Annotated in this window: 20 protein-coding genes; 14 read left to right on the top strand and 6 right to left on the bottom strand. The window is 56.4% G+C overall.

Going from position 1 to position 23,894, the window contains the following annotated elements; all coding sequences use genetic code 11:
- Nucleotides 1-98 precede the first annotated feature (98 nt).
- Nucleotides 99-740: a deoxyribose-phosphate aldolase gene (locus tag EQG79_RS24310; RefSeq protein WP_129605025.1), complete on the bottom strand. Its 642-nt coding sequence runs from the start codon at nucleotides 738-740 to the stop codon at nucleotides 99-101.
- 82 nt (nucleotides 741-822) lie between these two features.
- The gene (locus EQG79_RS24305) at nucleotides 823-2,721 is read right to left on the bottom strand and encodes a pseudouridine synthase (protein WP_129605022.1); all 1,899 of its coding nucleotides are present in this window, start codon (nucleotides 2,719-2,721) and stop codon (nucleotides 823-825) included.
- A gap of 240 nt (nucleotides 2,722-2,961) precedes the next feature.
- Between EQG79_RS24305 and EQG79_RS24300 the strand changes: the two genes are divergently transcribed.
- Nucleotides 2,962-4,950 (top strand): acetoacetate--CoA ligase, encoded by a 1,989-nt coding sequence (locus EQG79_RS24300; RefSeq protein ID WP_129605019.1) that lies wholly within the window; start codon nucleotides 2,962-2,964, stop codon nucleotides 4,948-4,950.
- Nucleotides 4,951-4,954: 4 nt separating this feature from the next.
- On the opposite strand, the gene EQG79_RS24295 is transcribed toward EQG79_RS24300, so the two are convergent.
- Nucleotides 4,955-5,224: a helix-turn-helix domain-containing protein gene (locus tag EQG79_RS24295; RefSeq protein WP_077923467.1), complete on the bottom strand. Its 270-nt coding sequence runs from the start codon at nucleotides 5,222-5,224 to the stop codon at nucleotides 4,955-4,957.
- A 438-nt stretch (nucleotides 5,225-5,662) separates the two neighbouring features.
- Here EQG79_RS24295 and EQG79_RS24290 point away from each other — a divergent pair, with 438 nt between their 5' ends.
- The 11 genes from EQG79_RS24290 (at nucleotide 5,663) to EQG79_RS24240 (ending at nucleotide 17,797) form a co-directional block, all read left to right on the top strand.
- Complete coding sequence (locus EQG79_RS24290) at nucleotides 5,663-5,905, top strand: hypothetical protein (protein WP_077923468.1); 243 nt, start codon at nucleotides 5,663-5,665, stop codon at nucleotides 5,903-5,905.
- A 66-nt stretch (nucleotides 5,906-5,971) separates the two neighbouring features.
- Nucleotides 5,972-6,214 carry a hypothetical protein gene (locus tag EQG79_RS24285; RefSeq protein ID WP_077923469.1) on the top strand — a complete coding sequence of 81 codons (243 nt, stop codon included), beginning with the start codon at nucleotides 5,972-5,974 and terminating at the stop codon, nucleotides 6,212-6,214.
- Between the two features lie 158 nt (nucleotides 6,215-6,372).
- A complete protein-coding gene (locus EQG79_RS24280; RefSeq protein WP_077923470.1) occupies nucleotides 6,373-7,563 on the top strand; it encodes an HlyD family secretion protein in 1,191 nt (396 codons plus the stop codon).
- Nucleotides 7,560-9,794, top strand: a complete 2,235-nt coding sequence (locus tag EQG79_RS24275) for a peptidase domain-containing ABC transporter (protein ID WP_129605015.1) — start codon at nucleotides 7,560-7,562, stop codon at nucleotides 9,792-9,794. The genes EQG79_RS24280 and EQG79_RS24275 overlap by 4 nt, the downstream gene beginning before the upstream one ends.
- Before the next feature lie 367 nt (nucleotides 9,795-10,161).
- Entirely contained in the window at nucleotides 10,162-10,644 is a 483-nt protein-coding gene (locus tag EQG79_RS24270) for a response regulator transcription factor (RefSeq protein WP_077923472.1), read from the top strand.
- Between the two features lie 317 nt (nucleotides 10,645-10,961).
- A complete protein-coding gene (locus tag EQG79_RS24265) occupies nucleotides 10,962-11,990 on the top strand; it encodes a sugar transferase (RefSeq protein WP_304442111.1) in 1,029 nt (342 codons plus the stop codon).
- Nucleotides 11,969-12,892: a glycosyltransferase family 2 protein gene (locus tag EQG79_RS24260; RefSeq protein WP_129605012.1), complete on the top strand. Its 924-nt coding sequence runs from the start codon at nucleotides 11,969-11,971 to the stop codon at nucleotides 12,890-12,892. The genes EQG79_RS24265 and EQG79_RS24260 overlap by 22 nt, the downstream gene beginning before the upstream one ends.
- Nucleotides 12,893-12,909: 17 nt before the next feature.
- Complete coding sequence (locus tag EQG79_RS24255; RefSeq protein ID WP_129605007.1) at nucleotides 12,910-14,127, top strand: glycosyltransferase family 2 protein; 1,218 nt, start codon at nucleotides 12,910-12,912, stop codon at nucleotides 14,125-14,127.
- Nucleotides 14,128-14,141: 14 nt separating this feature from the next.
- Entirely contained in the window at nucleotides 14,142-15,638 is a 1,497-nt protein-coding gene (locus tag EQG79_RS24250; RefSeq protein ID WP_129605005.1) for an O-antigen ligase family protein, read from the top strand.
- Nucleotides 15,601-16,812, top strand: a complete 1,212-nt coding sequence (locus EQG79_RS24245) for a glycosyltransferase (RefSeq protein ID WP_077923476.1) — start codon at nucleotides 15,601-15,603, stop codon at nucleotides 16,810-16,812. Before EQG79_RS24250 ends, EQG79_RS24245 begins: the two co-directional genes overlap by 38 nt.
- Nucleotides 16,813-16,939: 127 nt before the next feature.
- The gene (locus tag EQG79_RS24240; protein ID WP_129605001.1) at nucleotides 16,940-17,797 is read left to right on the top strand and encodes a glycosyltransferase family 2 protein; all 858 of its coding nucleotides are present in this window, start codon (nucleotides 16,940-16,942) and stop codon (nucleotides 17,795-17,797) included.
- Between the two features lie 4 nt (nucleotides 17,798-17,801).
- Here the strand turns inward: EQG79_RS24240 and EQG79_RS24235 are convergent, their stop codons facing one another.
- The 3 genes from EQG79_RS24235 to EQG79_RS24225 are packed head-to-tail and all read right to left on the bottom strand — an operon-like array spanning nucleotide 17,802 to nucleotide 20,768.
- Nucleotides 17,802-18,755, bottom strand: coding sequence for a hypothetical protein (locus EQG79_RS24235; RefSeq protein WP_129604999.1), 954 nt, complete (start codon nucleotides 18,753-18,755; stop codon nucleotides 17,802-17,804).
- Nucleotides 18,752-19,927, bottom strand: coding sequence for a glycosyltransferase family 4 protein (locus EQG79_RS24230; RefSeq protein WP_129604996.1), 1,176 nt, complete (start codon nucleotides 19,925-19,927; stop codon nucleotides 18,752-18,754). Before EQG79_RS24230 ends, EQG79_RS24235 begins: the two co-directional genes overlap by 4 nt.
- Nucleotides 19,928-19,949: 22 nt before the next feature.
- A complete protein-coding gene (locus EQG79_RS24225; RefSeq protein WP_129604994.1) occupies nucleotides 19,950-20,768 on the bottom strand; it encodes a 4'-phosphopantetheinyl transferase family protein in 819 nt (272 codons plus the stop codon).
- 193 nt (nucleotides 20,769-20,961) lie between these two features.
- Between EQG79_RS24225 and EQG79_RS24220 the strand changes: the two genes are divergently transcribed.
- Nucleotides 20,962-21,894 (top strand): T9SS type B sorting domain-containing protein, encoded by a 933-nt coding sequence (locus EQG79_RS24220; protein WP_161492809.1) that lies wholly within the window; start codon nucleotides 20,962-20,964, stop codon nucleotides 21,892-21,894.
- Nucleotides 21,895-21,908: 14 nt separating this feature from the next.
- A complete protein-coding gene (locus EQG79_RS24215; RefSeq protein WP_129604991.1) occupies nucleotides 21,909-23,345 on the top strand; it encodes an MOP flippase family protein in 1,437 nt (478 codons plus the stop codon).
- Nucleotides 23,346-23,894: the final 549 nt, after the last annotated feature.

Raw genomic sequence — 23,894 nt, 5'->3', positions numbered from 1 at the left:
GGTCAGATTAGTAGTCGGTTAGAACTGACGCAAAGTTCAATACTGACAGATTATCAGTATTTTAAGAATGAATCGGGGGGCTTAATGTGCCGGTTATATTAATCCGGAACCGACCGGATGGCCAGCCGATCAACCCCGGCCGCTACCAGCGCTTCCAGCTCGGAGAGGGTAGCTCCGTCGGCCGCGATCTTGACGCCGACCGAGCGGGAGACCTCCTGCCGAAACCGAAGGGCGGCATCAAGCGAGAAAGTCGATGGAAAAGCGCCGGTCCGGTCTTTGAGGAAATCAGCACCGGCGTCGGCTGCGAGTTTGATCATCTGCTGGCGCTGGTCATCGGTCAGCAGGGCCGAGTCCAGCACAACCGTTAGCAGGCGTTCCTGCGCGTGAACCATGGCTACCAGCTTGGCTACCTCGATTTTGAGCCAGACCGAAGCCGGCGAGAAGAGCGCTGATGTGTTCATGACCACCTCAATCTCGGTAGCGCCATCCTTGAGGGCGAGCTCAACTTCCAGCTGCTTGACCTCCGTCCGCTGGTACCCGAACGGGTAGCCAACCACCGCCGACAGTACCGCCGGATGATCGTCGCCGAGTTCCCGCCGGATTTTTTTTACCCAGAACGGCGCCACGGTCAGACCCGCCAGGCCAAGCTGGGTAACATCGTCCATCGCTTCGTACTGTTCATTGATCGTCACGCTGGCGTGTACCAGCGTCCGCTCTATGTACGGGAAGAGGTGATTCATAGCTAGTGAGTGATTGGTTGAATGAGCGATTGAGTGGAAAAACGGTAGATGCCTCCACTCAATCGTTCATTCATCTCAATCGCTAATTCAGGTATTTCAGCTTCACTACCTCTTTCGGGTCGAGGAAGCGCCACTTGCCGCGGGGGAGTTCTTTCTTGGTCAGCCCCGCAAAGGTGGTCCGGTCCAGCTTGGTAACCTCGTAGCCCAGGTGCTCGAACATCCGGCGTACGATGCGGTTGCGGCCCGAGTGAATCTCGATGCCAACGACCTGCGCGTCGGGGGTGATGATGCTCATCGAATCGGGCTTGATGGGGCCGTCTTCCAGCTCAATCCCTTTGAGCAGCGTTTCGAAATCCGCTTCGGTAATGGGTTTGTCAATTTCGACCTGGTAGATTTTGCGGACGTTGTTCGAGGGGTGTGTCAGCTTGTCGGCCAGTTCGCCATCGTTGGTCAGCAGCAGCAAACCGGTCGTTTTACGGTCGAGCCGCCCCACCGGATACAGCCGGAAATTACCGGCGTCGGCTACCAGCTCCATCACCGTTTTGCGTTCTTCCGGATCGTCGGTGGTGGTGATATAATCTTTGGGCTTGTTCAGCAGCACATAAACGAAGCGCTCGGGGTTCAGCACCTTGGTGCCGTACTTCACGGTATCGCCGTCTTTTACGCGGAAACCCATCTCGGTTACGACTTTGCCGTTTACCGTAATGTCGCCTTTGCTGATCAGCTCATCGGCTTCCCGACGCGAGCAAACGCCCGAGTTCGCGATGTAGCGGTTCAGCCGGGTCGTGTTCGGATCGCCCGGTTCGCTGGTGCGCGACCGATCGTCGACGGGGCGCGCCGGGGCTTTGCGGTCGGTACGGTCGGCTTTGGCAGAACGGTCTGCCGATGGGCGCGATGGTTCGCTGTCTTCCCGGCGCGACCGGCGTTCGTAGGGCCGCTGGTCGATATTGTAGTTGGGCGCTTTTTCGTAGCGGCCGGTGCGCCGTTCGCCCGATTCCTTGCGTTGCTCCGGCGTAAATTTATACGGTCCATCGGTCCGGTCGCGGTCGTTGCTGCGCGAATCATCGTTCCGGCGGGTGCTGCGGGTATCTTCATCGCGGCTGCGGTCAAAACGCGGCCGATCGTCGTTGCCCCGCTCGAACGAACGGTTACGCTCGTCGGCGTCGCGGTTGAAGCCGCCTACGCGTTTGAAAGCTGGTTTGTCGGCGCGGTCGGGCCGGTCGTTTCGGCCGCGATCGAAGCGCGGGCGCTCGGATGCCCCTTCGTCAGACCGACTCCGCCGATCCGAAAAAGGCCGGGGCCGGTCGGTGTTGCGGTCATCGCGGCCGCGGTCAACACGGGGCCGATCGCCAGGGCGGTCGTTGCTGCGCGAATCATCGTTCCGGCGGTCGAAGCGGGGCCGGTCGCCGGCAGGCTGGTTGCGCCGGTCAGAAAACGGCCGTTCCGGGCGGTCGTCGCGGCTGCGCTCGAAGCGGGGCCGGTCGGTATTGCGGTCATCGCGGCTCCGGTCGTTCCGATCAAACCGCTCGGGGCGGCTGTCGCGGTCGGTACGGGTACTGTCGGGGCGGTCGTTGAACCGGCGTTCGTTACCGAACCGGTCGGTTTTATTGGCGTACGAGCGGCCACCCCGGGGGTCTCCACCCCGGGAGTCTCCACTCCGGGAGTCGTTGTTCCGCGAGTCGCCACTGCGGTCCGAAAAGCGGGGCCGGTCGCTGGTATTGTCTGTGCGTCGGGCCGGGCGAGGCCGGTCATTTCCTCTGTCATTGGCGCGGTCGGCTGACCGGCGTTCGTCGTTCCGCTCAAAGCGGGGCCGATCTGTAGGGTTGCTATCCCGGTTGAAGCGGGGGCGTGATGCGTCATCACTGCCGCTGCCGCGGGAAAAGCGGGGCCGGTCGTCATCCCGACGACCGAATGAACGTTGCTCACCATCACGGCGCGGCTTTTGGCCGCCGGCTCTGTTCTGATCAAAATCCTGGTCCATGGAAAAATACAGTAAAGTGTACTGTTTTGCTAAGTAAAAAGCGCTGATAATCAGGCTGTATTGTTTGTACGGAGAAAAAAGGAGTGCAAAGTTACGGCTTTTCGCCACAACCCCTGCGAAGCCGTCTGAAGAGAAACGCATTTTATGACAAAAACAATCCAGAAGAGCCGTTAGTCGTTAGTCGATTAGCCGCTACACCCGAAAACTTCTGTCAACAACGTATTCCTTAGCACGCTTTTTATGTCCCGCCCGACACTCACCCCGCTCTACATACCCGACTCGCGTACGGCCAGTCAGTCACTAATGAAGAAATACATCGACTGGCTATTCGTCAAAAAAGGCCTCTACTTCCGCGACTACGACGATTTGTGGGACTGGTCAGTTACGGATCTCGAAGATTTCTGGGAAAGCATCTGGCAGTTTTTCGATGTGCAATCCCGAACGCCTTATACCCAGGTGGTGTATCGACCGACCGATGCCGACATGATCGGCACCGACTGGTTTACCGGCGCTACCCTCAACTACGCCGAACATATTTTCCGGCATAAGAGCAACCAGCCCGCTATCCTCTACGCAGCCGAAGGGCCCGAGTCGCGCCGGCAGCGGTTGCTGGCCCTGTCGTGGGCCGATCTGGAGTACCAGGTTGCGGCTGTGGCTGCGTATCTGCGGCAGCAGGGCGTTGGGGTGGGCGATCGGGTGGTGGCGGTGTTGCCCAACTGCCCCGAAGCGGTGGTTGCTTTTCTGGCTACCAACGCCATCGGAGCCGTTTGGTCGAGCTGCTCGCCCGATTTCGGGACAGCCAGCATCGTTGATCGGTTTCGCCAGATTGCGCCCAAGGTGCTGATCGCCGTCGATGGCTACCTGTATGGCGGCAAAGCCATCGATAAAACCGAGGCCATGCGTGAGCTGCGCCGGAGTCTGCCATCGCTCCGGCAGGTGGTCTGGATGCCCTACCTGGACGAAACCAGCCAGCTCGAACGGGCCGACCTCTGGGAAGACGTCCTGCAAACGCCCGCCCCCGACGGGCTGACCTTCGAGCCGGTACCGTTCAACCACCCGATCTGGGTACTCTATTCGTCAGGGACGACGGGTAAACCGAAGGCGATTACCCATAGCGTGGGCGGCTGCCTGCTCGAACACCTCAAAGCCCTCGGTCTGCACCAGGACGTACGCGTTGGCGAACGTTATTTCTGGTATTCGACAACGGGCTGGATGATGTGGAACTTCGCCGTCGGGTCCATGCTGGTGGGAGCTACGCTGGTGCTGTACGATGGGGCGCCGGGGTATCCGGATATGGATATTCTGTGGAGTCTGGCCGAGCAGGCCCGCATTACGCACTTTGGGGGCGGGGCGGCTTATTACCTGGCCTGCCTGCGCGCTGGCCTGAATCCGGCCGCTACGCACCGCTTCCCTTATCTGCGGACCATCGGCTCAACGGGCTCGCCCCTGCCAGCAGAAGGATTTCGGTGGATCTATGAATCGATCAAGAAAGATGTCTGGCTGATCTCGTTCAGCGGAGGTACCGATGTCTGTAGCGGGTTTGTGGGCGGTAACCCCATGCTGCCTGTTTACGAAGGCGAAATTCAGTGCCGGTTGCTGGGCTGCAAGGTAGAAGCGTTCGACGAGCAGGCCAGGCCGGTGCGGGGCGAACTGGGCGAAATGGTAATTCTGGAGCCGATGCCGTCGATGCCGATCTATTTCTGGAACGACCCCGGCAACGACCGATACCGTAAAAGCTACTTTGCCGATTACCCCGGTATCTGGCGACATGGCGACTACATCCGGATCACCGAGCGGAACGGGGTTATCATCTACGGCCGTTCCGACGCGACTCTTAACCGCGACGGCGTCCGGATCGGAACCGCCGAAATTTACAGTGCCGTAGAGAGCCTGCCCGAAATAGCCGATAGCCTGGTCGTAGGAGTCGAGCAGCCGGGCGGGCAGTATTTTATGCCGCTCTTCGTTGTGCTGCACGACGGTGTCGAACTGACCGACGAGCTGACCAAACGCATCAAACAAACCCTGCGCAGCCAGTTCAGCCCCCGGCACGTGCCCGATGCCGTCTACCAGATCAGCGATGTGCCGTATACCATCAGCGGTAAAAAGCTCGAAACCCCCGTCAAGAAGATGCTGTCGGGTATGGACGCTACCCTGGCTACCAGCAAAGACACGCTGCGGAACCCGGCCTCGCTCGATCAGTTCGCCGAAATCGTGCTGAAACGGAACTAAAGCGTCAGTTGGGTCGGCCCAGGAGCTTCTCGGCAAAGTGCTCGTCGGCCAGCAGCTTCCTGATAATGTCGACGTCATCGTCGTTCAGCAGATCGCCAATGGTCAGTTGATACAGAGTGGCCAGGTCCTGCAGTTTAGCAATAGACGGCTGGGTCTGGCCACTTTCCCATTTGCAGTAGGCGGGCTGGGTCATACCGATAGTGAAGGCCACGTATTCCTGCGAGTAACCAAACAACTGGCGCAGCCGACGAAGCTTTTCCGATAGCACGTGCATAAAACAAGCGGTTTATAACGAAACGTAGCCGATCAGTCCATATGATGTAATCTAGATCATGTTTGTAGGCTATTTATACGACAGAAAACGGGCGTTCAGATTCCTTATATAATAGGCTGCCTAAACCAGTCCAGCCTATACCCGGCGCTGGAGTGGGAGTAACTGCTTGTAAACGGGTTGGTTAGATGGTCGGGGTTGCCGATCATTTTTTTTGACTTTCTGAGCCAGAGGGTGCTTATACCGATGGGTTATAAAATTATAACCGATGGCTATGAAACTATAAAAAACCGTTATCAGAGCCTGTCCATTCATCCCCCACCTTTGTCACAGGCAAACGGCAGTCCGATGCGCGCAGTCAGCCGGGTCGGGTCGTCAGGAGTCCAGCGGAAGCCGAAAAGCTGATAGAGTAGGCACTTTTCTCAGTAAATCTATATCGTTATGAAAACGCTTGAAGTAGCACAATTCGGAATCGAAGAACTGACCAACGGAGAAATGATCAACAACCACGGCGGTGGCGACAGTACCAGCCTGCTGAATATCGGCTCCATTGCCATCGGCGATTTGGTAGATGTAAGTGGCAACAACGTACTGAGTGGGGATAACGCCCTGTTTAGCGGCAACAGCACCAGCCTCAGCACCGTAACCGACACCCTGTTCAGTTTTGTGTCGGGCCGCTCATAAGCGACGGCGCGTATCCTGGCCGGGTGGTCGGGGGTATTCATTCTTTTCACCATAAACTGTATCGGTATGAAAACGCTAGAAACAACCCAGTTTGGTATCGAAGAACTGACCAACAGCGAAATGATTAATAACCACGGTGGTGGCGACAGCACGAGCATCGGTACTATCGGCTCGCTGCTGGTAGCTGACCTGGTCAATATAAGTGGTAACAGCCTCCTGAGTGGCGACAACGCCCTGTTCAGCGGCAACAGTACCAGCGCCGACACCAGTACGAGCAGTAGCTTCGGCTTTCTGTTCAGCCGGTCGTAGGTAAGCGGATCGGGCCCCGTATAAGCCCGCCATAGTAATGTTTCAGCAGGGATTTCGCCCGGAAATACAGGAACCCGTTCCCTCGTTTCCGCTCATGGGCAAAATCCCTGCTTTTTGTTTTCCCGTAGGTACACACCAGGAATTTGCTCAACGCGACCATGAACGAAACCGATTTTTCCTATGGCCTCGTCACCTACCTGCCCCGGGTCAGCGTACGCAGCCAGATAATCTATACTACGGTACTCGGCGCCATCGTGCTCACCTTACTGGCCCTGCCGTTTATCTATGTCGACGTAACGGTACAGGCAAACGGACTGGTGCGGCCCGTCTCCGAACGCAGCGACGTGAAGGCTACCGCCGGAGCGGTTGTCGAAGCGGTGCTGGTTCGGGAGTGGCAGACTGTCCGAAAAGGCCAGCCCCTGTTCCGGCTCCGGTCCGAGCAGCTTCAGACGCGCCAGCAGTTGCTCGATCAGCAACGAACCGAGAAACAGGCGTTTGTACGCGACCTCAGCCAGCTCACCACCCGCTCCTGGAAACAGATTGCCGGCCTGTCGGCTCCGCTTTACCGGCAGCAGTACAACCAGTTTCGGTCGGTGGTGGAAGAGAGCTGGAATCTGCAGGAGAAACGCCGTCGGGAGTACGAGACGGCCCGCCAGTTATACGGCCAGAAAGTCATTGCCCGGCTCGAATACGAAGACGCGCTCTACGCGCACAAAGCGGCTCTGGCCCGCTACAACACGCTGGTCGAGCAACAACGGAGTGACTGGCAAACCGATCTGACGCAGGTACGGCGCGATCTGAACAACCTCGAATCGGAGGCTAAGCAGCTGGCCGAGCAGGAAGAACTTTACATCCTGAAGGCCCCCGTCGGCGGAACTGCCAGCCAGCTGGGAGGGCGTTATGCCGGCAGCTACGTACAGCCCGGCGACGTGATGGCCGTGATTTCGCCCGATTCTACCCTCATCGTCGAAACGTACGTGCCGTCTAAGGATATTGGCCTGATCCAGCCCGGCCAGCCCGTTCGCCTGCAGGTCGATGCGTTCAACTACAACCAGTGGGGCTTACTCACCGGCCGTGTGATCGACGTAGCCAACGACTTTACCGTAACCAATGGCGAGCCTGTCTTTAAAGTCCGCTGCCAGCTGGACCGGTCGTATCTGTCGCTTGCCAATGGGTACCGGGGCCAGCTCAAAAAAGGCATGACGGTACAGACCCGTTTTCAGGTAGCCCGCCGGTCACTGTTTCAGCTCCTGTACGACAAAGCCGACGACTGGCTGAACCCGGCTGTCAATCCGAAGTCATCATCCACGAAAGATCTGGCGCAGCAGGAGGGCGGTAAAGCAGCATGAGCCAACTCACCCCACTCAAAACCCGCGCGTCGGCCTGGCTGGCGCGGCTCAAAGGGCTGACAACTGACACGATCAGCGCCCGCGTAAAGGTCAAACAACGCGACGTAACCGACTGCGGGGCGGCCTGTCTGGCTTCTGTAGCGGCCCATTACCGGCTGTTGCTGCCCGTTGCCCGCATTCGGCAGATGGCCGCTACCGACCAGAAAGGTACCAACGTGCTGGGTATGGTGGAGGCTGCCCAGAAGATGGGTTTTCAGGCCAAGGGGGTTAAAGCTACGGTAGAAAGCCTGTCCAAAATTCCACTGCCTGCCATCGCCCACGTAGCCATCCGCGACGGCGCACTGCACCATTACGTGGTCATTTACCGGATTACCGCCGAACAGATTACCGTCATGGACCCGGCCGATGGGCTGCTGCACCAGCTATCGCCCCAGGCGTTTGCGCAGGTCTGGACCGGGTTGCTGGTGTTGCTTATTCCGGATGAGACGTTTCGGGTAGGTAACGAGCAGGTGCCGGTTCTGCAACGGTTCTGGCAACTGCTGCAGCCGCATCGGTCGGTTATGCTCCAGGCCCTGTTCGGCGCGCTGGTATACACCATCCTGGGATTGTCGTCGGCTATTTACATTCAGAAGATCGTTGATAACGTGCTCGTCAACGGAAACCGCAACCTGCTGAACCTGCTGAGTGTGGTGATGATCGGGTTGCTGGTTCTTCAGGTGTTCATCAACGCAACCAAGAGTTTTTTCAACTTAAAAACCGGCCAGCGGATGGATGCCGCGCTGATTCTGGGGTATTATAAACACCTGATGACCCTGCCGCAGTCGTTCTTCGACACCATGCGGGTAGGGGAGGTCATCTCGCGAATCAACGACGCGGTCAAAATCCGAACGTTTATCAACGACGTAGCGCTTGGGCTGATCGTGAACGTGCTGATCGTACTGTTCTCGTTCGGACTCATGTTCACGTACTACTGGAAGCTGGCGCTGATTCTGGTACTCATCGTTCCGTTCTACGCGGGCATCTACTGGGTGGTGAACCGGTTCAACCAGCGTAACCAGCGGCAGCAGATGGAAAACGCGGCCGACCTCGAAGCGCAGCTGGTCGAATCGCTGAACGCTATGCCAACCATCAAACGATTCGGGCTCGAACAGTTTGCCAGCCAGAAAACCGAAGATCGGTTCGTCAGGTTGTTGCAAACGATTTTCCAGACCGGCAGCATGGGGATCTACGCCGGTAATGCATCGGAGTTCATTACCCGTCTGTTCACGATCGTGCTCCTCTGGGTTGGGGCGGGGTACGTACTCAGCAACGACCTGACTCCGGGCGAGTTGCTGTCTTTTTACGCGCTGATAGGTTATTTCACCGGGCCAGCCGCCAGTCTGATTGGCGCTAACCGCAGCATTCAGGAAGCGCTTATCGCGGCCGACCGGCTATTCGAAATTATGGACCTCGATCGGGAGTCGAACGAGAACAAAGTGCAGCTCAAGCCCGACATGGTGGGGGATATCCGCTTCAAGAATGTCACCTTTCGGTACGGCACCCGGGCGCCCGTTTTCGACGACCTGAGTCTGGTTATGCCAAAAGGAAAAATTACGGCCGTAGTGGGCGAGAGTGGCTCGGGTAAGTCGACCCTGCTGTCGCTGGTACAGGGGCTGTACCCGCTGCAGAGTGGCAACATTTTCATAGGGGAGTACGACATCCGGCACCTGCACGCCGATAGCCTCCGCCGGGTGGTGAGCGTAGTGCCGCAAAAGATCGATCTGTTTGCTGGCAACGTAATAGAGAACATAGCCGTCGGCGAAGAAGACCCGGACATGCAGCGGATCCTGACCATATGTGGCCAGCTCGGCATTACCAACTTTATTGAGCGAATGCCGAATGGGTTTACAACTTATCTGGGAGAGAACGGAGCTACCCTGTCGGGCGGGCAGAAGCAACGTATGGCCATTGCCCGTGCACTCTATCGCGACCCGCAGATTCTTATTCTGGACGAAGCTACTTCGGCTCTTGATTCAGCCTCTGAAAACTACGTTCAGCAGACGGTGCAGCTGCTCCGGAAAGCAGGAAAGACCATTATCATTATCGCTCACCGACTGAGCACCGTTCGTAAGGCTGATAAGATTATCGTACTGGAGCAGGGGCGGGTTATCGAGGAAGGGAAACACACAGAATTATTGCGCAATGGAAAGGCGTATTCGCAGTTCTGGCAGCAACAAACGGAGTCGGTGTAGATTAAAAAGTGATTAAAATATATAAGTATACTAGCCCTTTCTGGTATATGGGTAATTCGCGCTATGGCTTAAGTAAATAAAAGAATTGAGTTTGTATACAATATGCGGCTTACGTATTGATTATAAGCCCCCTGATAAATCAGGGGGCTAACATTTGGTAAAGTATGGGAGAGGCCGATGGCCGACTTCACTGGCTTTACGGACCGTCTAATAAATTTAGGGCACAAGAGTCCCCTCAACCCACCAAATTAAGCTGGGATTCAAGCCATAAGTAGGTTCGGTTAGCCGGATTAAAAGTTGTGGTTTTTTTATTAATCCGGTAACCGATAGAAATAGATACAGTCTAAACTTTCAAAACGCTCAATATATGGACCGTAAACACCGACTACTCATCGTGGACCAAAATCCGTACGTAGCCGATATTCTTGTACAAACGCTCCGCCAGGATTTTGCTATTACCGTAGCAAAATCTGGACAGGAGGCTGCCCAGCTGATTGTGCAGGGCTGCCGCTTTGATTGCGTACTTACCGAACTGAACCTGCCCTCGCTGGGTGGGCTTGAACTAACTCGGCTTATTCGTACCAACCGGCTAATGAGTCACATTCCGGTTGTTGCCCTCTCCGACGCTCATGACAGCAATACACGTATTCGTAGTCTTGAAGAAGGAGTTGACAACGTCATTCTGAAACCATTCAATCCACTGGAAGTAAAAGCAAAACTTCATGCTCTGCTACGGAGAACCGTATTCCCGGCTGAAGAAGGTCTTAAGCGACCCGTTCTAGCCCGGATGCAGCCACGGACCAATTTGCTCCGGCAACTGAGATCACGCGTGATGTCTCTCATACTCTGAAAGAAAACGCGGTTGCTCAATGCCATTCTTCCTGATTATTAATTAAACGGTTTTGCAGCACTATTACCTGATATACTCACCCAATAACTTGCAAAATGTGTGCCAAAGTGTTGAACTCGGAATTGAAAAATGTAGTGACTCAGGTCAATTCCGTGAGTAAATCGTCCGATTTGTGTCTGATACTATCGGAAAATGGCACCGCTGCAACGCATAGGATAACCTCAATCGTCGGAAAGTACGGTCCGGTTGAGCGTTGTGAGAGCATAGGTGAGTTCGAAAAAGGGCTATCGGAAGCGGTAGCCCTTAGCCTTATCATCGTGGATATAAGCTACGAAAAAGACGTAGCCAACCTGATCCGTACCCACGCCCGACATCGACTGGTGCCGGTTCTGGTGATGTCGTACTCAGCCGAACCCCGGCTATCGTCAGCCCTTTTTTCGAGCGGAGTAACTGATATTCTGTTACTTAGTGAAGGAGATGGCCGGCTCATCACTAAAGTTCAATATTACATCGATCTGAAAAAACGGATTCAGACGAATCAGCACGTTGAACGCACAGCACCGTTTCAGCATTTTCGGTTACCCTGGTGGAAACGCCTGATTGATATTGCCGTTTCGTCAATTGCCTTACTGATTCTATCGCCTTTGCTGCTGCTGGTAGCGATCGCTATTGTTATCGACAGTAAAGGCCCCGCTTTTTATATGTCAAAACGCGCGGGAACAAATTTCCGGGTGTTCAATATGTATAAATTCAGGACGATGAAGGTGCAGGCCGACCAACAATTGAACAGCATGGCCGCTAGCAATATTTATGCCAGTATTTCGGAGGAATCGCCAGCGCTAAGAGATTTGTCGGCGGGCGGAGAACGGCTGTGCACCGATTGCCAGCAGCAAGGAACCAGTTGCCAGCGACTGCTGATCGATCACAACCAGACCATCTGCGAGAAGCAGTACCTGCGGCAAAGTAATGAATCGGCTAAGTTCATGAAGTTCCGCAACGACCCACGCATTACCCGGCTGGGCACGTTTCTGCGGAACAGTAGTATTGATGAGCTGCCGCAGTTGGTAAATGTGCTGCTGGGCGACATGTCGCTGGTGGGGAACAGGCCGCTGCCGCTGTACGAAGCCGAAAAGCTAACCTCCGACGAGTTTGCACAACGGTTTGCCGGACCGGCGGGCCTGACGGGTTTATGGCAGATAAAAAAACGGGCCAAGGGGCAGGGGCCCATGTCGGATCGGGAGCGAACCCTGCTCGATATTGATTATGCCAGCAGTTTCTCGTTCCGAACGGACGCGTATATTATATGGCGAACCTTTTTCAGCTTATGGCAGAAGGAGAACGTCTAACCCCCGCGTCTGCCTGCGTTTCTATTGTCACCATCAATTATAACCAGGCCGAAACGACCCGCGAGTTTCTGGAGTCAGCCCGTATGCTAACCTACCCGAATGTTGAAATCGTGGTGGTAGACAACGCATCTGAACCCGCTTTACTTACCCAGATCGACCCTGCCCGGTACCCGAATCTGAAGGTCGTGCGGAGCGATACGAACCTGGGCTTTACGGGGGGCAACAACCTGGGCATGGACCACGCGCGGGGCGACTATTTCTTTATCGTCAATAACGATACCGAGCTGGATCCGTCTGTCCTGGAAGCCTTGCTGGCACCTTTCGACCTGAATAGTCAGGTTGGTGTTACCTGCCCAAAAATCCGCTTCTACGATTCGCCCCGGCTGGTGCAGTATGCCGGCTACAATCCGATGAATATGTATACGGGCACGGCGACTATAATTGGTTACAATCAAACCGACGACGGACGCTACGATCGGCCCGGCCCGACCAACTTTGCCCACGGCTGTGCCATGCTCGTGAGCCGGAAAGTAGTTGAGCGGGTAGGCCGGTTTGCCGATCGGTTCTTTCTGTATTACGAAGAACTGGACTGGTCGCAGCGCATACGCAATGCCGGTTTTCTGATTTATTACCAGCCGGAGGTTACGATTCTGCACAAAGAGTCGGTCTCGGTTGGTCGGGAAAGTCCGCTGCGCACCTATTACCTGACGCGCAACCGGATTCTGTATATGCGCCGTCACTGTTCGTTGTTTCAACGTTTGGTTTTTTATAGCTTCTTTGCGGCATTAGTGTTACCGAAGCACGTGATTTCGTATCTTGCAAGGGGGCAGTTTACCCATGCCCGTGCCTTCCTGAACGGCGTGCTGTGGAACGTCCGATCGGCCAGTGTCTCCCCGGTTTAGCCCCTTCATCTCCCCCCATGATCAGTACCCTCTACGACCTGACGGCCTACGCCTTTTTTCTACTGGTTTTTGTGGTTCTATATACATACATGGGCTATGGAGTACTGGCGTGGATACTGGTGAGCCTGAAGGCGCGGCTGGGCAAGTCGGCCGATTTGCCCGGTCCGGCCGGGTCGCTGCCGCTGGTGACGCTGGTGGTACCTGCCTATAACGAACGGGCTTACCTGCCCGAAAAGCTCCAGAACTGCCTGGCCCAGGATTATCCTTCCAGCCAGCTTAACCTGCTTTTCGTGGTAGAAGGATCAACCGATGGGTCGGCGGAGTACCTGGAGCAGCGCCGGGCCGATCTGCCGAATCTGACCATACTGTCGGGATCCGAACGGTTGGGGAAGGTAGCGGCCATGAACCGGGCTATGCAGCAGATCACGACGCCGATCACCATTTTCACCGATGCCAATACACATCTCAACCTGGAAGCGATTAGTCGGCTGGTACGTCGGTTCAACGCGCCAACGGTAGGGGCCGTAACGGGTGAAAAACGGATCCGGCAGGCGGGCTTCGAAGCGGCAGCGGGCAGTGGAGAGGGGCTTTACTGGCGGTATGAGTCGTTCCTCAAAAAGCTCGACGCCGAACTGTATACCATTGTTGGGGCTGCGGGAGAGCTGTTTGCCATCCGAACGGAACTGTACGAACCCGTTGAGACGGATACGCTGCTCGACGATTTTATGATTTCCCTGCGCATTGCGGGCCGGGGCTATCGGGTGGCCTACGCGCCGGATGCCTACGCGCTGGAGTCGCCTTCATTTTCGGTTGGCGAGGAGATGAAACGCAAGGTTCGCATTGCTACGGGGGGCTTCCAGGCCATGAAACGACTGGCTTATCTGCTGAACGTGTTTCGGTACGGCTGGCTCAGCTTTCAGTACGTATCGCACCGGGTGCTGCGCTGGGCCGTTACACCGTTTTGTCTGCCATTGCTGCTGCTGCTCAACGTCATCATGCTGACCCGGCCCGACCCGGCTTCGACCCGGTTCTGGTGGTTACTGTTTGGGATACAGCTTGTTTTCTACGCAGCAGCCATGCTTGGCTACGTGCTGGAGAATCGGCAAACGCGCTGGAAACTCACGTTTGTACCGTTTTACTTCGTGTTTATGAACTGGTGCGTACTGCTCGGTTTCTGGCGTTATGGCAACGGCTCGATTTCGGGTGTTTGGGAAAAAGCACGTCGGGCCGCCTAATTTTTTGACTTTGTATGTTCGATCAATCGCTTTCTCTGGAAAACCTGTTCCGCGACAGCCGCTGGGTGTATGGCCTGATCGGGGTTGTCTGTGCGCTGATAGCCGGCTCGCTCCTGGGCGCTTACGGGATAATGGGGGCGCTGATGGCCGTTGGAGTACCGGTAGGGCTGCTGACGCTGGTGGGCATACTGCTCGAACCCCGCCTGGGCCTGCTGATTTACATCAACCTGAGCTTCATCCTGGGCTTCACCCGCTTTCTGCAAACCGAAGCCCCGCTGGGTATGTCGCTGGATGCTATTCTGTCGCTGACCCTGGTCAGTGTGTTTCTGAACGGGAAACGTATGGCCTGGTCGCGGCTCAAAAATCCGGTTTTTTACCTGCTCATTCTCTGGCTCACGTATACGCTGCTGGAGTATTATAACCCCGATGCGCCCGCCCGGCAGGCCTGGTTCTACCACATCCGGTCGTTTTCGATCAACTGGTTCTTTCTGGCCATTATCGTCTTCGTGGCTCCCATTACCCGCAGCGACATTCATACGCTGATCAGAGTATGGGTAGGCTGGTCGGTGCTGGCGGCTTTCTGGGCGTTCAAACAGCAATACATCGGGCTGGCGGCTGCTGAACAGCGGTGGCTGGCCGAGGGAGCCGAGCGCACCCACATTCTCTGGGGGCAGCTACGAAGCTTCTCCTTTTATTCGGATGCCGGGCAGTTCGGGTCCGAGATGGCCGGCGTTACGCTGATCTGTCTGATCTTCTTTTTCGAGAGTAAACGCTGGCTCAACAAAATTGGCTACCTGATTCTGGCGCTGATTATGTTCTGGGGGTTTGCGGTGTCGGGTACCCGCAGCGCCTTGTTTGGGCTGCTGGCTGGTTACCCGGCCTACCTGTTTCTGATGCGGCAGCTGAAGCCAATTCTGCGCGGTATTGCGGTGGCAACGCCGGTGCTGCTGGTGCTGGTGTTTACAAACTTCGGTGATTCTATTTACCAGATCTACCGCATACGCACGGCCCTGCGTCCTACCAAGGATGCGTCGTTCATCGTGCGGCTCGAGAACCAGGCTAAACTGCGGGCCTACCTGAAAGACCTGCCGTTCGGAGCCGGTATCGGGTCGTCGTCGGGGGCCGGGCAGCGCTTCTCTCCGAACCATTTTGCGTCGCAGATTCCGACCGATAGCTGGTATGTTCAGATCTGGATCGAGACGGGCCGGGTTGGGCTGTCGCTGTATCTGTTCGTACTGGCCGGCATTATCCTGACGGGCGTATACAAGGTCTGGCAGATTCGGGACGATCGATTACGGATTATCATGATTGCGCTGCTGGCCGAGTTCATCGGGATTGCCTTAGTGAGTTACTCGAACCCGATTCTGGGTCAGTTTCCTACCAGTACCATGCTATTCATCAATTCTGTCCTGTTTGCCACCGGCGAACGCTGGGACATTCCCACCCTCCCCAAGAAACCTCCTCTTCACCGCTATGAACCCCAACCTCTTCACAGACAACACTCCTTTTGACGGTATTGTCTGCATAGGCCAGACGTCGTGGGAGGGCAATTTTCAGAAGGCAGTCGTGCAGCTGATGACCGAACTCTCGGCCCGGCACCGGGTGGTGTTTGTCGATTATCAGTACACACTTAAAGACCTGGCCAAAGGGCTGACCGGCCGTACCGACATACCCGTACGGCCTATGCTGGGGCTGGCCCCCTCGCTCAACCGCAAACTGTTCGACAACGGCACCGAAGCGTATATCTGGCATCCGCCCGTTATGTTGCCCATCAACTGGCTGTCGGCGCGGTCGCATGATCGGGTGGTGCGCTGGAATGTGAACCGCCTGACGGCCGGACTCCGGACTGTGATGAAACAGCTGGGTATCAGCCGTCCGCTGGTCATCAACGCCTTCAATCCGGTGTTTGGTCTGCCCATGCTGAGGCAGCTGAACGAATGGGCCACTATCTACTACTGCTTCGACGAGATTACCATGTCGCGCTGGATGAGCCGCCACGGGGGGCGCTATGAACCGTTGTACCTGCAGGGCGTCGATGCCGTCGTGACAACCTCCGAAACGCTCCGGCAGTCGAAGTCGCTGCTGCAGCCCCGCACCTTCTGCGTCAAGAATGGGGTCAACTTTGAGCTGTTTAACAAAGCCCGCTCGTTTACCGACCAGACCGTGCCGGACCGACCGGTTGTCGGTTACCTCGGTACCGCTGATGATCGGATCAATCTGCCGCTGGTAGAGCACTGCGTTCGGACAATGCCCGACCTTGATTTTATGTTTGTGGGCGAAGTAAACGAACCCACGATCCGGGTTCAGCTGGCTCCGTATCCCAACGTAAAATTTGTTCCGCCCCACCAGCCAGCCGAGTTACCTCCACTCCTGGCCCGGATGAGCGCAGCCATGATTCCGTTTGTCTGTAACGAGCACACCTATACCATCTACCCGCTGAAGATCAACGAATACCTGGCGGCCGGGTTACCGGTGGTGTCAACCCCGTTCTCCCTGCTGGACGATTTTGCCGGTATCGTCGAGCTGGCCGACACGCCCGACGCCTTTGTGGCGGCCCTTCGGCGGGCGCTGGCCGATACCAGTCGGCAGCGGCTCGATCAGCGAATCGCGCTGGCCAGGGCCAATTCCTGGTCACACCGCTCCGAAGAATTTGAAGCCGTTATCAGACAGCTGCAGCCCGCCTGACCGGGTAAGCGCCATCTTCTTTAGTTTGCCTATTAATTCTACCAATTAATAGATCTCCGTTTTGTGCGGTTACGGCTTCGTAAAAATGGCGTAACTTAAACCTTTCATTCAGCAAGAAGCATCCGCAATGAATTGGTTTAAGAACCCTGACTGGATCAGCCAACACGCCTACCCCTATGAACGGCTGGCCGACGTACCCGGGTCAGTGTTTGAGGCAATCAATGCCCGGCTGGATAAACAGCCCACCGGAAAACCCGTTGTATCTATTGTTATTGCGGCTTATAATGAGGAAGTTAACCTGATTCGCTGCATTAGTTCGCTGGCTGCTCTCGAAACCGGTATCCCGTTCGAGATCATTGTCGTTAACAACAATTCTACAGACCAGACGGCAGAAACTCTGGATCGGCTGCATGTCCGGTCGGCTTTGCAACCCATACAGGGCTGCGGCCCAGCCCGGCAGATGGGGCAGGAGCTGGCGCTGGGCGATTACGTGCTGCTGGCCGATGCCGACTGTCTGTACCCCCCTGTCTGGCTCGATGAGATGACCAAAAAACTCCGCAAGCCGGGCGTATCCTGCGTCTATGGCCGCTACTCGTTCATTGCTCAGGATGACATGCCGCGCTGGCAACTGGCGCTGCACGAAACCCTGCGCGACATGATTGCCGAAGTGCGGCACGTTAACCGGCCCTACCTGAACGCCTTCGGTATGAGCATGGGCTACAACCGGGAAGCTGGCCTGAAAGCGGGGTTTGTGATGCAGAACATCCGGGGTGAAGACGGGCGGATGTGTTTCGATCTGATGCAGTACGGCCGGGTGGCAGCCATGAAAAATAACGCGGCCCGCGTCTGGACCGGCCCCCGGAGCCTGCTGCGCGACGGAAATTTCTGGCAGGCGCTGGGCAAACGCGTGCTCACCGAATTGCAGCGGCCCTTATCTTACCTGAAGCCCCACCCGCCCCACGATACGAAAACGTCGAAGAACTAAGGGCCTAAAACAGGCTGTCTACGAACCCGAATACCTCCTCAACAGTGCGGGCGTGCCGGATGCTGGCGCCCGACAGGGCCGGAAAAATCGTTTCGTATTCGTTGAAATCGTGCTCTTTGCCACCACCGGGCTGCGACAGAATAATGTTGATCCCGCCAAAATAGCTGGCCAGCGCAGCCGTACCACCGTGCATCGAGATGAAGCGGTCGCAGTTGGCGTATACCAGCAGCTGAAAGTGATTGTAGTTATCGACCGACGAGCGGTTTTGCTCGTACAGATCGTTCATCAGCAATACGTCGGGGTGGTGTTCGCGGAGCCAGGCGTGTTCGTGTAGATCCAGCGTTTCGCTGTTGTCGCCTACGATCTGGGTCGCCAGCGGGCGGTTGTAGATAATCTGGTACTTGTCTTTGCAGGCCGTAACGATCCGATCCAGCGCCGGGATGTCGAGAAAGTTAATGGGCGGCTGGTCCCACTCGATGTTGTATTTATTGGCTATGACGAGCGTTGGCTTGCTGTAGCGGAAGCGGGTATTCTGATAGTGGGTTTTAAACGGCACGCGCGCCCATTTCGAAAAATCGAAGGTAGGGCTGTGGGTCATGTTCGGAACGTCGTAATACCCGTAACCGGCCTGCCACACCCGCTTTTCATACCGCTCTACGTGATCGGGGCTGAAGAAGTAAAACGCCTTCGTGTTGGAACAGCCAATGGTTTGTTTCAGGGTTCCGTTGCAGTAGTGCCAGTACGCAAAGGGTAGCACGTAGCGTAGCTCCTGGTCAAATTCGCCGTGGTAATCAATGACTTTGTAGGGCTTTTTGCTGACAAAATCCTGCCGGATAAACCGAAGCTGGTTCAGACGGGCAAAGTAATTGTCGCGTACGAAATACCGCAGATCGCGTCGGAGCCGGGGGTAGTTCAGGGTGGCTACAACGTAAAGTGCTTTGAGAAAGAAGCGTTTCATGCAGGCTGATCAATGAATACATCGGGAAACGACCGTTGGGTCGCCTGGGCGCTGACCTGCTGATAGACGTTTAGCAGGCGGTTGGCGGTATGCTGCCAGGAGAACAGAGCGGCCCGCGCCAGCCCTTTCAGCCGTAATGTCTCGCGCAAAGCGGGCTGGGTGAGCAGCCGGTAGAGCTGGGTAGCCATGTCTTCGACCGAAGTCGGATCGGCCAGCAGGGCTGCGTCGCCGGCCACTTCGGGCATGGCCGAACTGCTGGCCGTCAGCACGGGGGTACCGCAGGCCATGGCTTCGAGGATGGGCAACCCGAAACTTTCGCGCAGAGACGGGCACAGAAAGATCGTGGCTGCATTGTATATCAGGGGTAAGGTGGCGTTCGGGATGTAGCCGGGCAGGATGATGTGATCGGCCAGGGTATGGCCGCCCATTTCGCTCAGCAGTTCGTTGACGTACGAAGGCGATACGTTCAGCATCACCAGCGGCAGCGAGAGTTGCTTGCGTCGTTGCAGTAACAGCAGGGTTTTCAGTACGTTCCGCACGTTTTTCTTGGGGTCGGTATTGCCCAGGAAGAACATGAACTCGTCGGGCAGGCCGTACTGGGCGCGCACCTGGGCCAGCCGGTCGGGATTGTCGATAACCCGGAATTGGCTGCTTACGGCATTATGCACGGTAACGACCCGTTCGGGCTCCAGGCGCAGATGTTCGATAATGCGCTGCCGTTCGTAGTCCGAAACGGTAACGATGCGTTCGCAGCTGGCTACGACCCGCGGAACGTTCCAGCGCCGGTACAGGTTGCCGATCCGCTGGTACCAGTTACCGCCCGTCAGGAACCGGTTTTCCAGAAAAATGATGTCGTGTAGCGTTACCACCAGCGGTACCGGTCGGCGGAGGGGCGCGGTATTGGCGGTGCAGTGCAGTATGTCGATGCCGTACTGGCTGACGGCTTTGGGGAGCGTATACTGCTCCCAGGCCGGATAAGGGCCACCTGGTAGCTCAACAACGGTCAGGTTGGGCGCACTGGGCAGACTATCGGGCGCGGTGTCGGGCTTCACGAAGACTACGTATTCGTGCTCCGGGTTATTCACCAGCGCCTGTATGGTTTCCTGCGCTACGATGTCCATACCGTGCTTGTGGGGGCGGAGTAGGCGCTGTGCTTCGATGCCGATTTTCATAAGTTGCAGGAGTCTGTTAAGCCTAACATGAGAGCGTATATTGAGTAGCCGACGCAAGCCGGCAGAGAGAATCGGGGGTTAGGGTATAGAATTCCGGCCTGTCAGAAAGGTCGTTGCTGGCCACGGCCGCGCTGTACGACCCGGCCAGGTCGAAGCTGCGGACTGCCCAGTAACCTGGCTGTCCGATGGCCGACGCCGATGCCCGGTGCTGGCCATCGAGACAGGGAATGGCCGCCGGGTCGTTGCCCAGCCCCTGGCCGGTGGCTTTGACCAGCGCTTCCTTACGCGTCCAGAGCTGGTAGAACCGGCGTTGCGGCTCGGTGACACTGGTAATGTACTGCTGCTCCGAAGGGCTGAAGGTCGATGGGAGCAGGTCGGCAGCCGGAAAGTCCGGCCTGATTTCTTCCACATCGACCCCGATAGGCCGACGCGCTATGCCGATCAGCACCCAGCTGCCTGCGTGCGATACGTTGACATGCCAGCCCGTAGCCGGGTCCAGTTCGGGTTTCTGGTTCGGGCCTATAGTGATGCGCACCTGGCCGGGCTGCTGACCCGTATAGGCACTGACCAGCAAACGAAGCCAGCCGCGCGCGCAGCTGAAGCGGTGCTGGTCGGCGGCCTGCCGGTAGCGGCTGGCCCGATCCAGTTCGTCGGGGCTGAGCCAGCTGCGTAGCCGGGGCAGGCAGGTCGTATGGTCGGGCAGGAATACCCGAAACACCGCCAGCGGCCCCGCCAGGGAGCCAGGTCGGATAGGCTGCCAGTCTGGGGGCAGCCACGACGCACACGAAACGAACGCAGCAGGCATATAAAAACAAAGAAAGACCTTCTCAAAAAGTGACATAGATGACACCGGTACGAGGCTTACTACGCTTGTTGGTCACCAGTAGTCTTTTTGATCTCTATAGTAGTGACGTCATTTAGTGCGATTAGTCATAATTAAGAAGAAAAAATCTTTCTGCGTTTGGTCGCGGTGGTCGTTCATGGTCAGTGCAATAGCTTGTCAGGTTGGTTGGAGGGTATGCCGGATGGGGCGAATGATAAGGGCGCTGGTCGTTGGCTGGCTGAGTATGGCCGGAACCATGGCGCAGACCTGCCCGGAGTCGGGAGGACCGTTGATTGTCAGCGAAACGTTCGGTCGTACGGCCGGCCCGCTGCCCGATAATCAGACCTCGTACCGGTATGTAGACCGAACCTGCCCCGACGATGGCGAGTACACCCGTACCACGGCGCTCGACAGTGCCTGTTTCAGCAACACCTGGCACGTTATTCCGCGCGATCATACGCCGGGCTCGACCGGTGGTAATATGCTGATCATCAACGGTAATTTCGAACCGGGCGAGTTTTATCAGCAGTCGGTAACGGGGCTTTGTCCGAATACGACCTACGAGGTGTCGGTCTGGGCGCTGAACCTGCTGCGGGCGGGCATCTGCGAAAACAGCATCAGGCCCAACCTGACGATGCGCGTCGAATCGGCCGACGGGGAGGTGCTGCAGCTGATCGATCTGGGCGAGATCATAGAGACCGAACGACCCGACTGGCGCCGGTACGCTACCGTCTTCAGCGTCCCTAAAACCTCGGCTACCGTTGTGATCCGGTTTATCAACAACCAGGGCCTGCGGGGTTGCGGTAACGATATGGCCCTGGACGATATTCAACTCAGGCAATGCAGCGTCTGCGCCACCAACCCGGTTCAGATTCCGGATGTGTTTACGCCGAACGGCGACGGTATAAATGATGATCTGGCCGTCTATCTCGACACCATGATCTCCTACGATCTGTCTATTTTTGACCGCTGGGGTACGGTCGTTTTCACCAGCAACACACAGTCTCGCCGGTGGGATGGCACCTATGCCGGGCAGCATTGTCCGGCGGGTGCTTATACGTACCAGATTGCTTATCGACTTAGTGGGGTCAACAGCCCCGATAAACCTTACGTGCAGACCGGCCGAGTTTTGCTGCTGCGCTAACCGTCATCACCGTAATGAGTAACACCCGTAAGGCCATGAATGGCGGCAAGTGGATCACGATTGCCACGGCCATTTCTACCGTGTTTCAGTTTGCGCAGGTAGCCGTTCTGGCCCGGCTGCTGGCTCCCGCCGACTTTGGCGTTGTGAGCGTCAGCAACCTGATCATTGCTTTTTTCGGGGTGTTTGCCAACCTGGGTTTTTCTAACTCGATCATTTACAAGCAGGAAAGCGACCGGCGCGTTCTGTCGACGCTGTACTGGCTGAACCTGGCGGTTGGAGTGCTGCTCTTCGCGATCATTTACATCAGCACACCGCCCATCGTTGCGTTCTACGAAGAACCCCGGCTGGGGCGGGTGGTCCGGCTGGCGTCGTTCTATTTCCTGATCGTTTATTTCGGGCAGCTGTACCTCTTCCTGCTTGAGAAAGAGCTGCGGTTCAAGTCAGTGGCCATCATCGATATCATAGGCAGCGTTGTGTCGACAGGAGTAACGCTGTCGCTCGCGTTCAACCAGTATCAGGAGTTGTCGCTCATCATCGGGTCATTGGTGGGGCAGGCGGTGCGCAGTGCCCTCCAGGTTGCGCTGGGCCGGCCGTTTTTTCGACCGATGCTGGCCTTCAGTCTACACGATGCCAAAGAACACCTGCGGTTTGGCATATACAACATGGGCGATGGGTTTCTGGGCTTCATCCAGTCAAACTCCGACAACATCTTTATCGGGGGCCTGCTGGGGGTGGAGAAACTCGGGTTTTACACGATGGCCTACCAGCTGGCCATTTTCCCCGTCATCAAGCTCAACCCCATTATTTTGCAGGTAGCGTATCCGATTCTGGCAAAGATGAAAGACAGTGCGGCCGACCTGAAGAAGTCGTACCTGAAAATTCTGGATTTCATCAGCTACTGCAACCTGCCGCTGCTGGCGGGTCTGTTTATCACGGCCGAAACGGTGGTGCCGCTGTTTTACGGGCCGGGCTGGGAAGAAACCATTCAGCTGATCCGGATTTTCGTGTTCGTCAGCGTTTTCTTCTCGCTGAGCCACCCGCTCTTTACCCTGGCCTTCACCAAGGGCAAGCCTAATCTGTTGTTTTACCTGAATCTGGCCACGCTGCTCGTGAAAATTCCACTGGTTTACGTGGGAGGCCGGTATTTTGGGGTTACGGGCGTGGCTTACGCGTTTCTGATTACGACCTTCCTGAATATGCTGGCCAACTTCGCCATTGTACATTACCTGGTCGGCAGCTTTCTGGGCGTTTTTCTACAAAATATAGCTAAGCCGGTGCTGTTCTGCGGGCTTATGATTGGCGTGGTTACGCTGTACAAAGTGACCGTTGGCCATGAAGGCTGGCTAAATGCCGGTGCCGAGATTGCGCTGGGCGGGGCGGTGTATCTGGCCCTGACGCTGGCCTACAAACTGCCCTTCTCCGAGATCAAAGCCTACCGCCAGGCGCTCTAGCTTTATTTCTGTTTGTTGACGATGAAGCCCGGTAGAGGGCATAACATGCCCCCCAACGGGGTTTGCGGTGCGGGCCTGGTGGTTTTGCTATGGACATATCACCCCTACGGGGTTTGCGCTGCAGGAGCGAGCATAGTTTGGCTTTAACATGCCACTCTCACGGGGGGGCGCTACGGTCGGATGTACCTCCGGGCCATGGACATGTCGCCACAAGGGGTTTCGATGCGGTGGGGGTTTGACCGCAGGTATGCCATGGGAATGGGATGGTAGGCCGGAGAAGGCGCCGGGTCGCCAACGTGCCGTGCCGTAAGCACGAAACGTTGGTAGCCGAAGAGGGGCGGGTGTAGATGGCGTGCCGTAGGTACGCGACCCGGCCCCGGTATATATTAAATAATGCCGGTGTGCATGGGACACTAAATGCCAAACATGAGTCATCCCGAATTTTAGGGAGTTGACAAAAAGGAACCTCCTTTCTTAGCTTTGAGCATCACCACAACGCCAAAGCCAGAAAGGAGGTCTTTTTATGTCAACGACATGCTCACAAAAAAA

Origin of the sequence: Spirosoma sordidisoli (genome assembly GCF_004138325.1) — a bacterium.
In the GTDB taxonomy this organism is placed as follows: Bacteria; Bacteroidota; Bacteroidia; order Cytophagales; family Spirosomataceae; genus Spirosoma; species Spirosoma sordidisoli.
The sequence above is the reverse complement of the archived record's forward strand: the minus strand, read 5'-3'. Positions and strand labels throughout refer to the sequence as shown.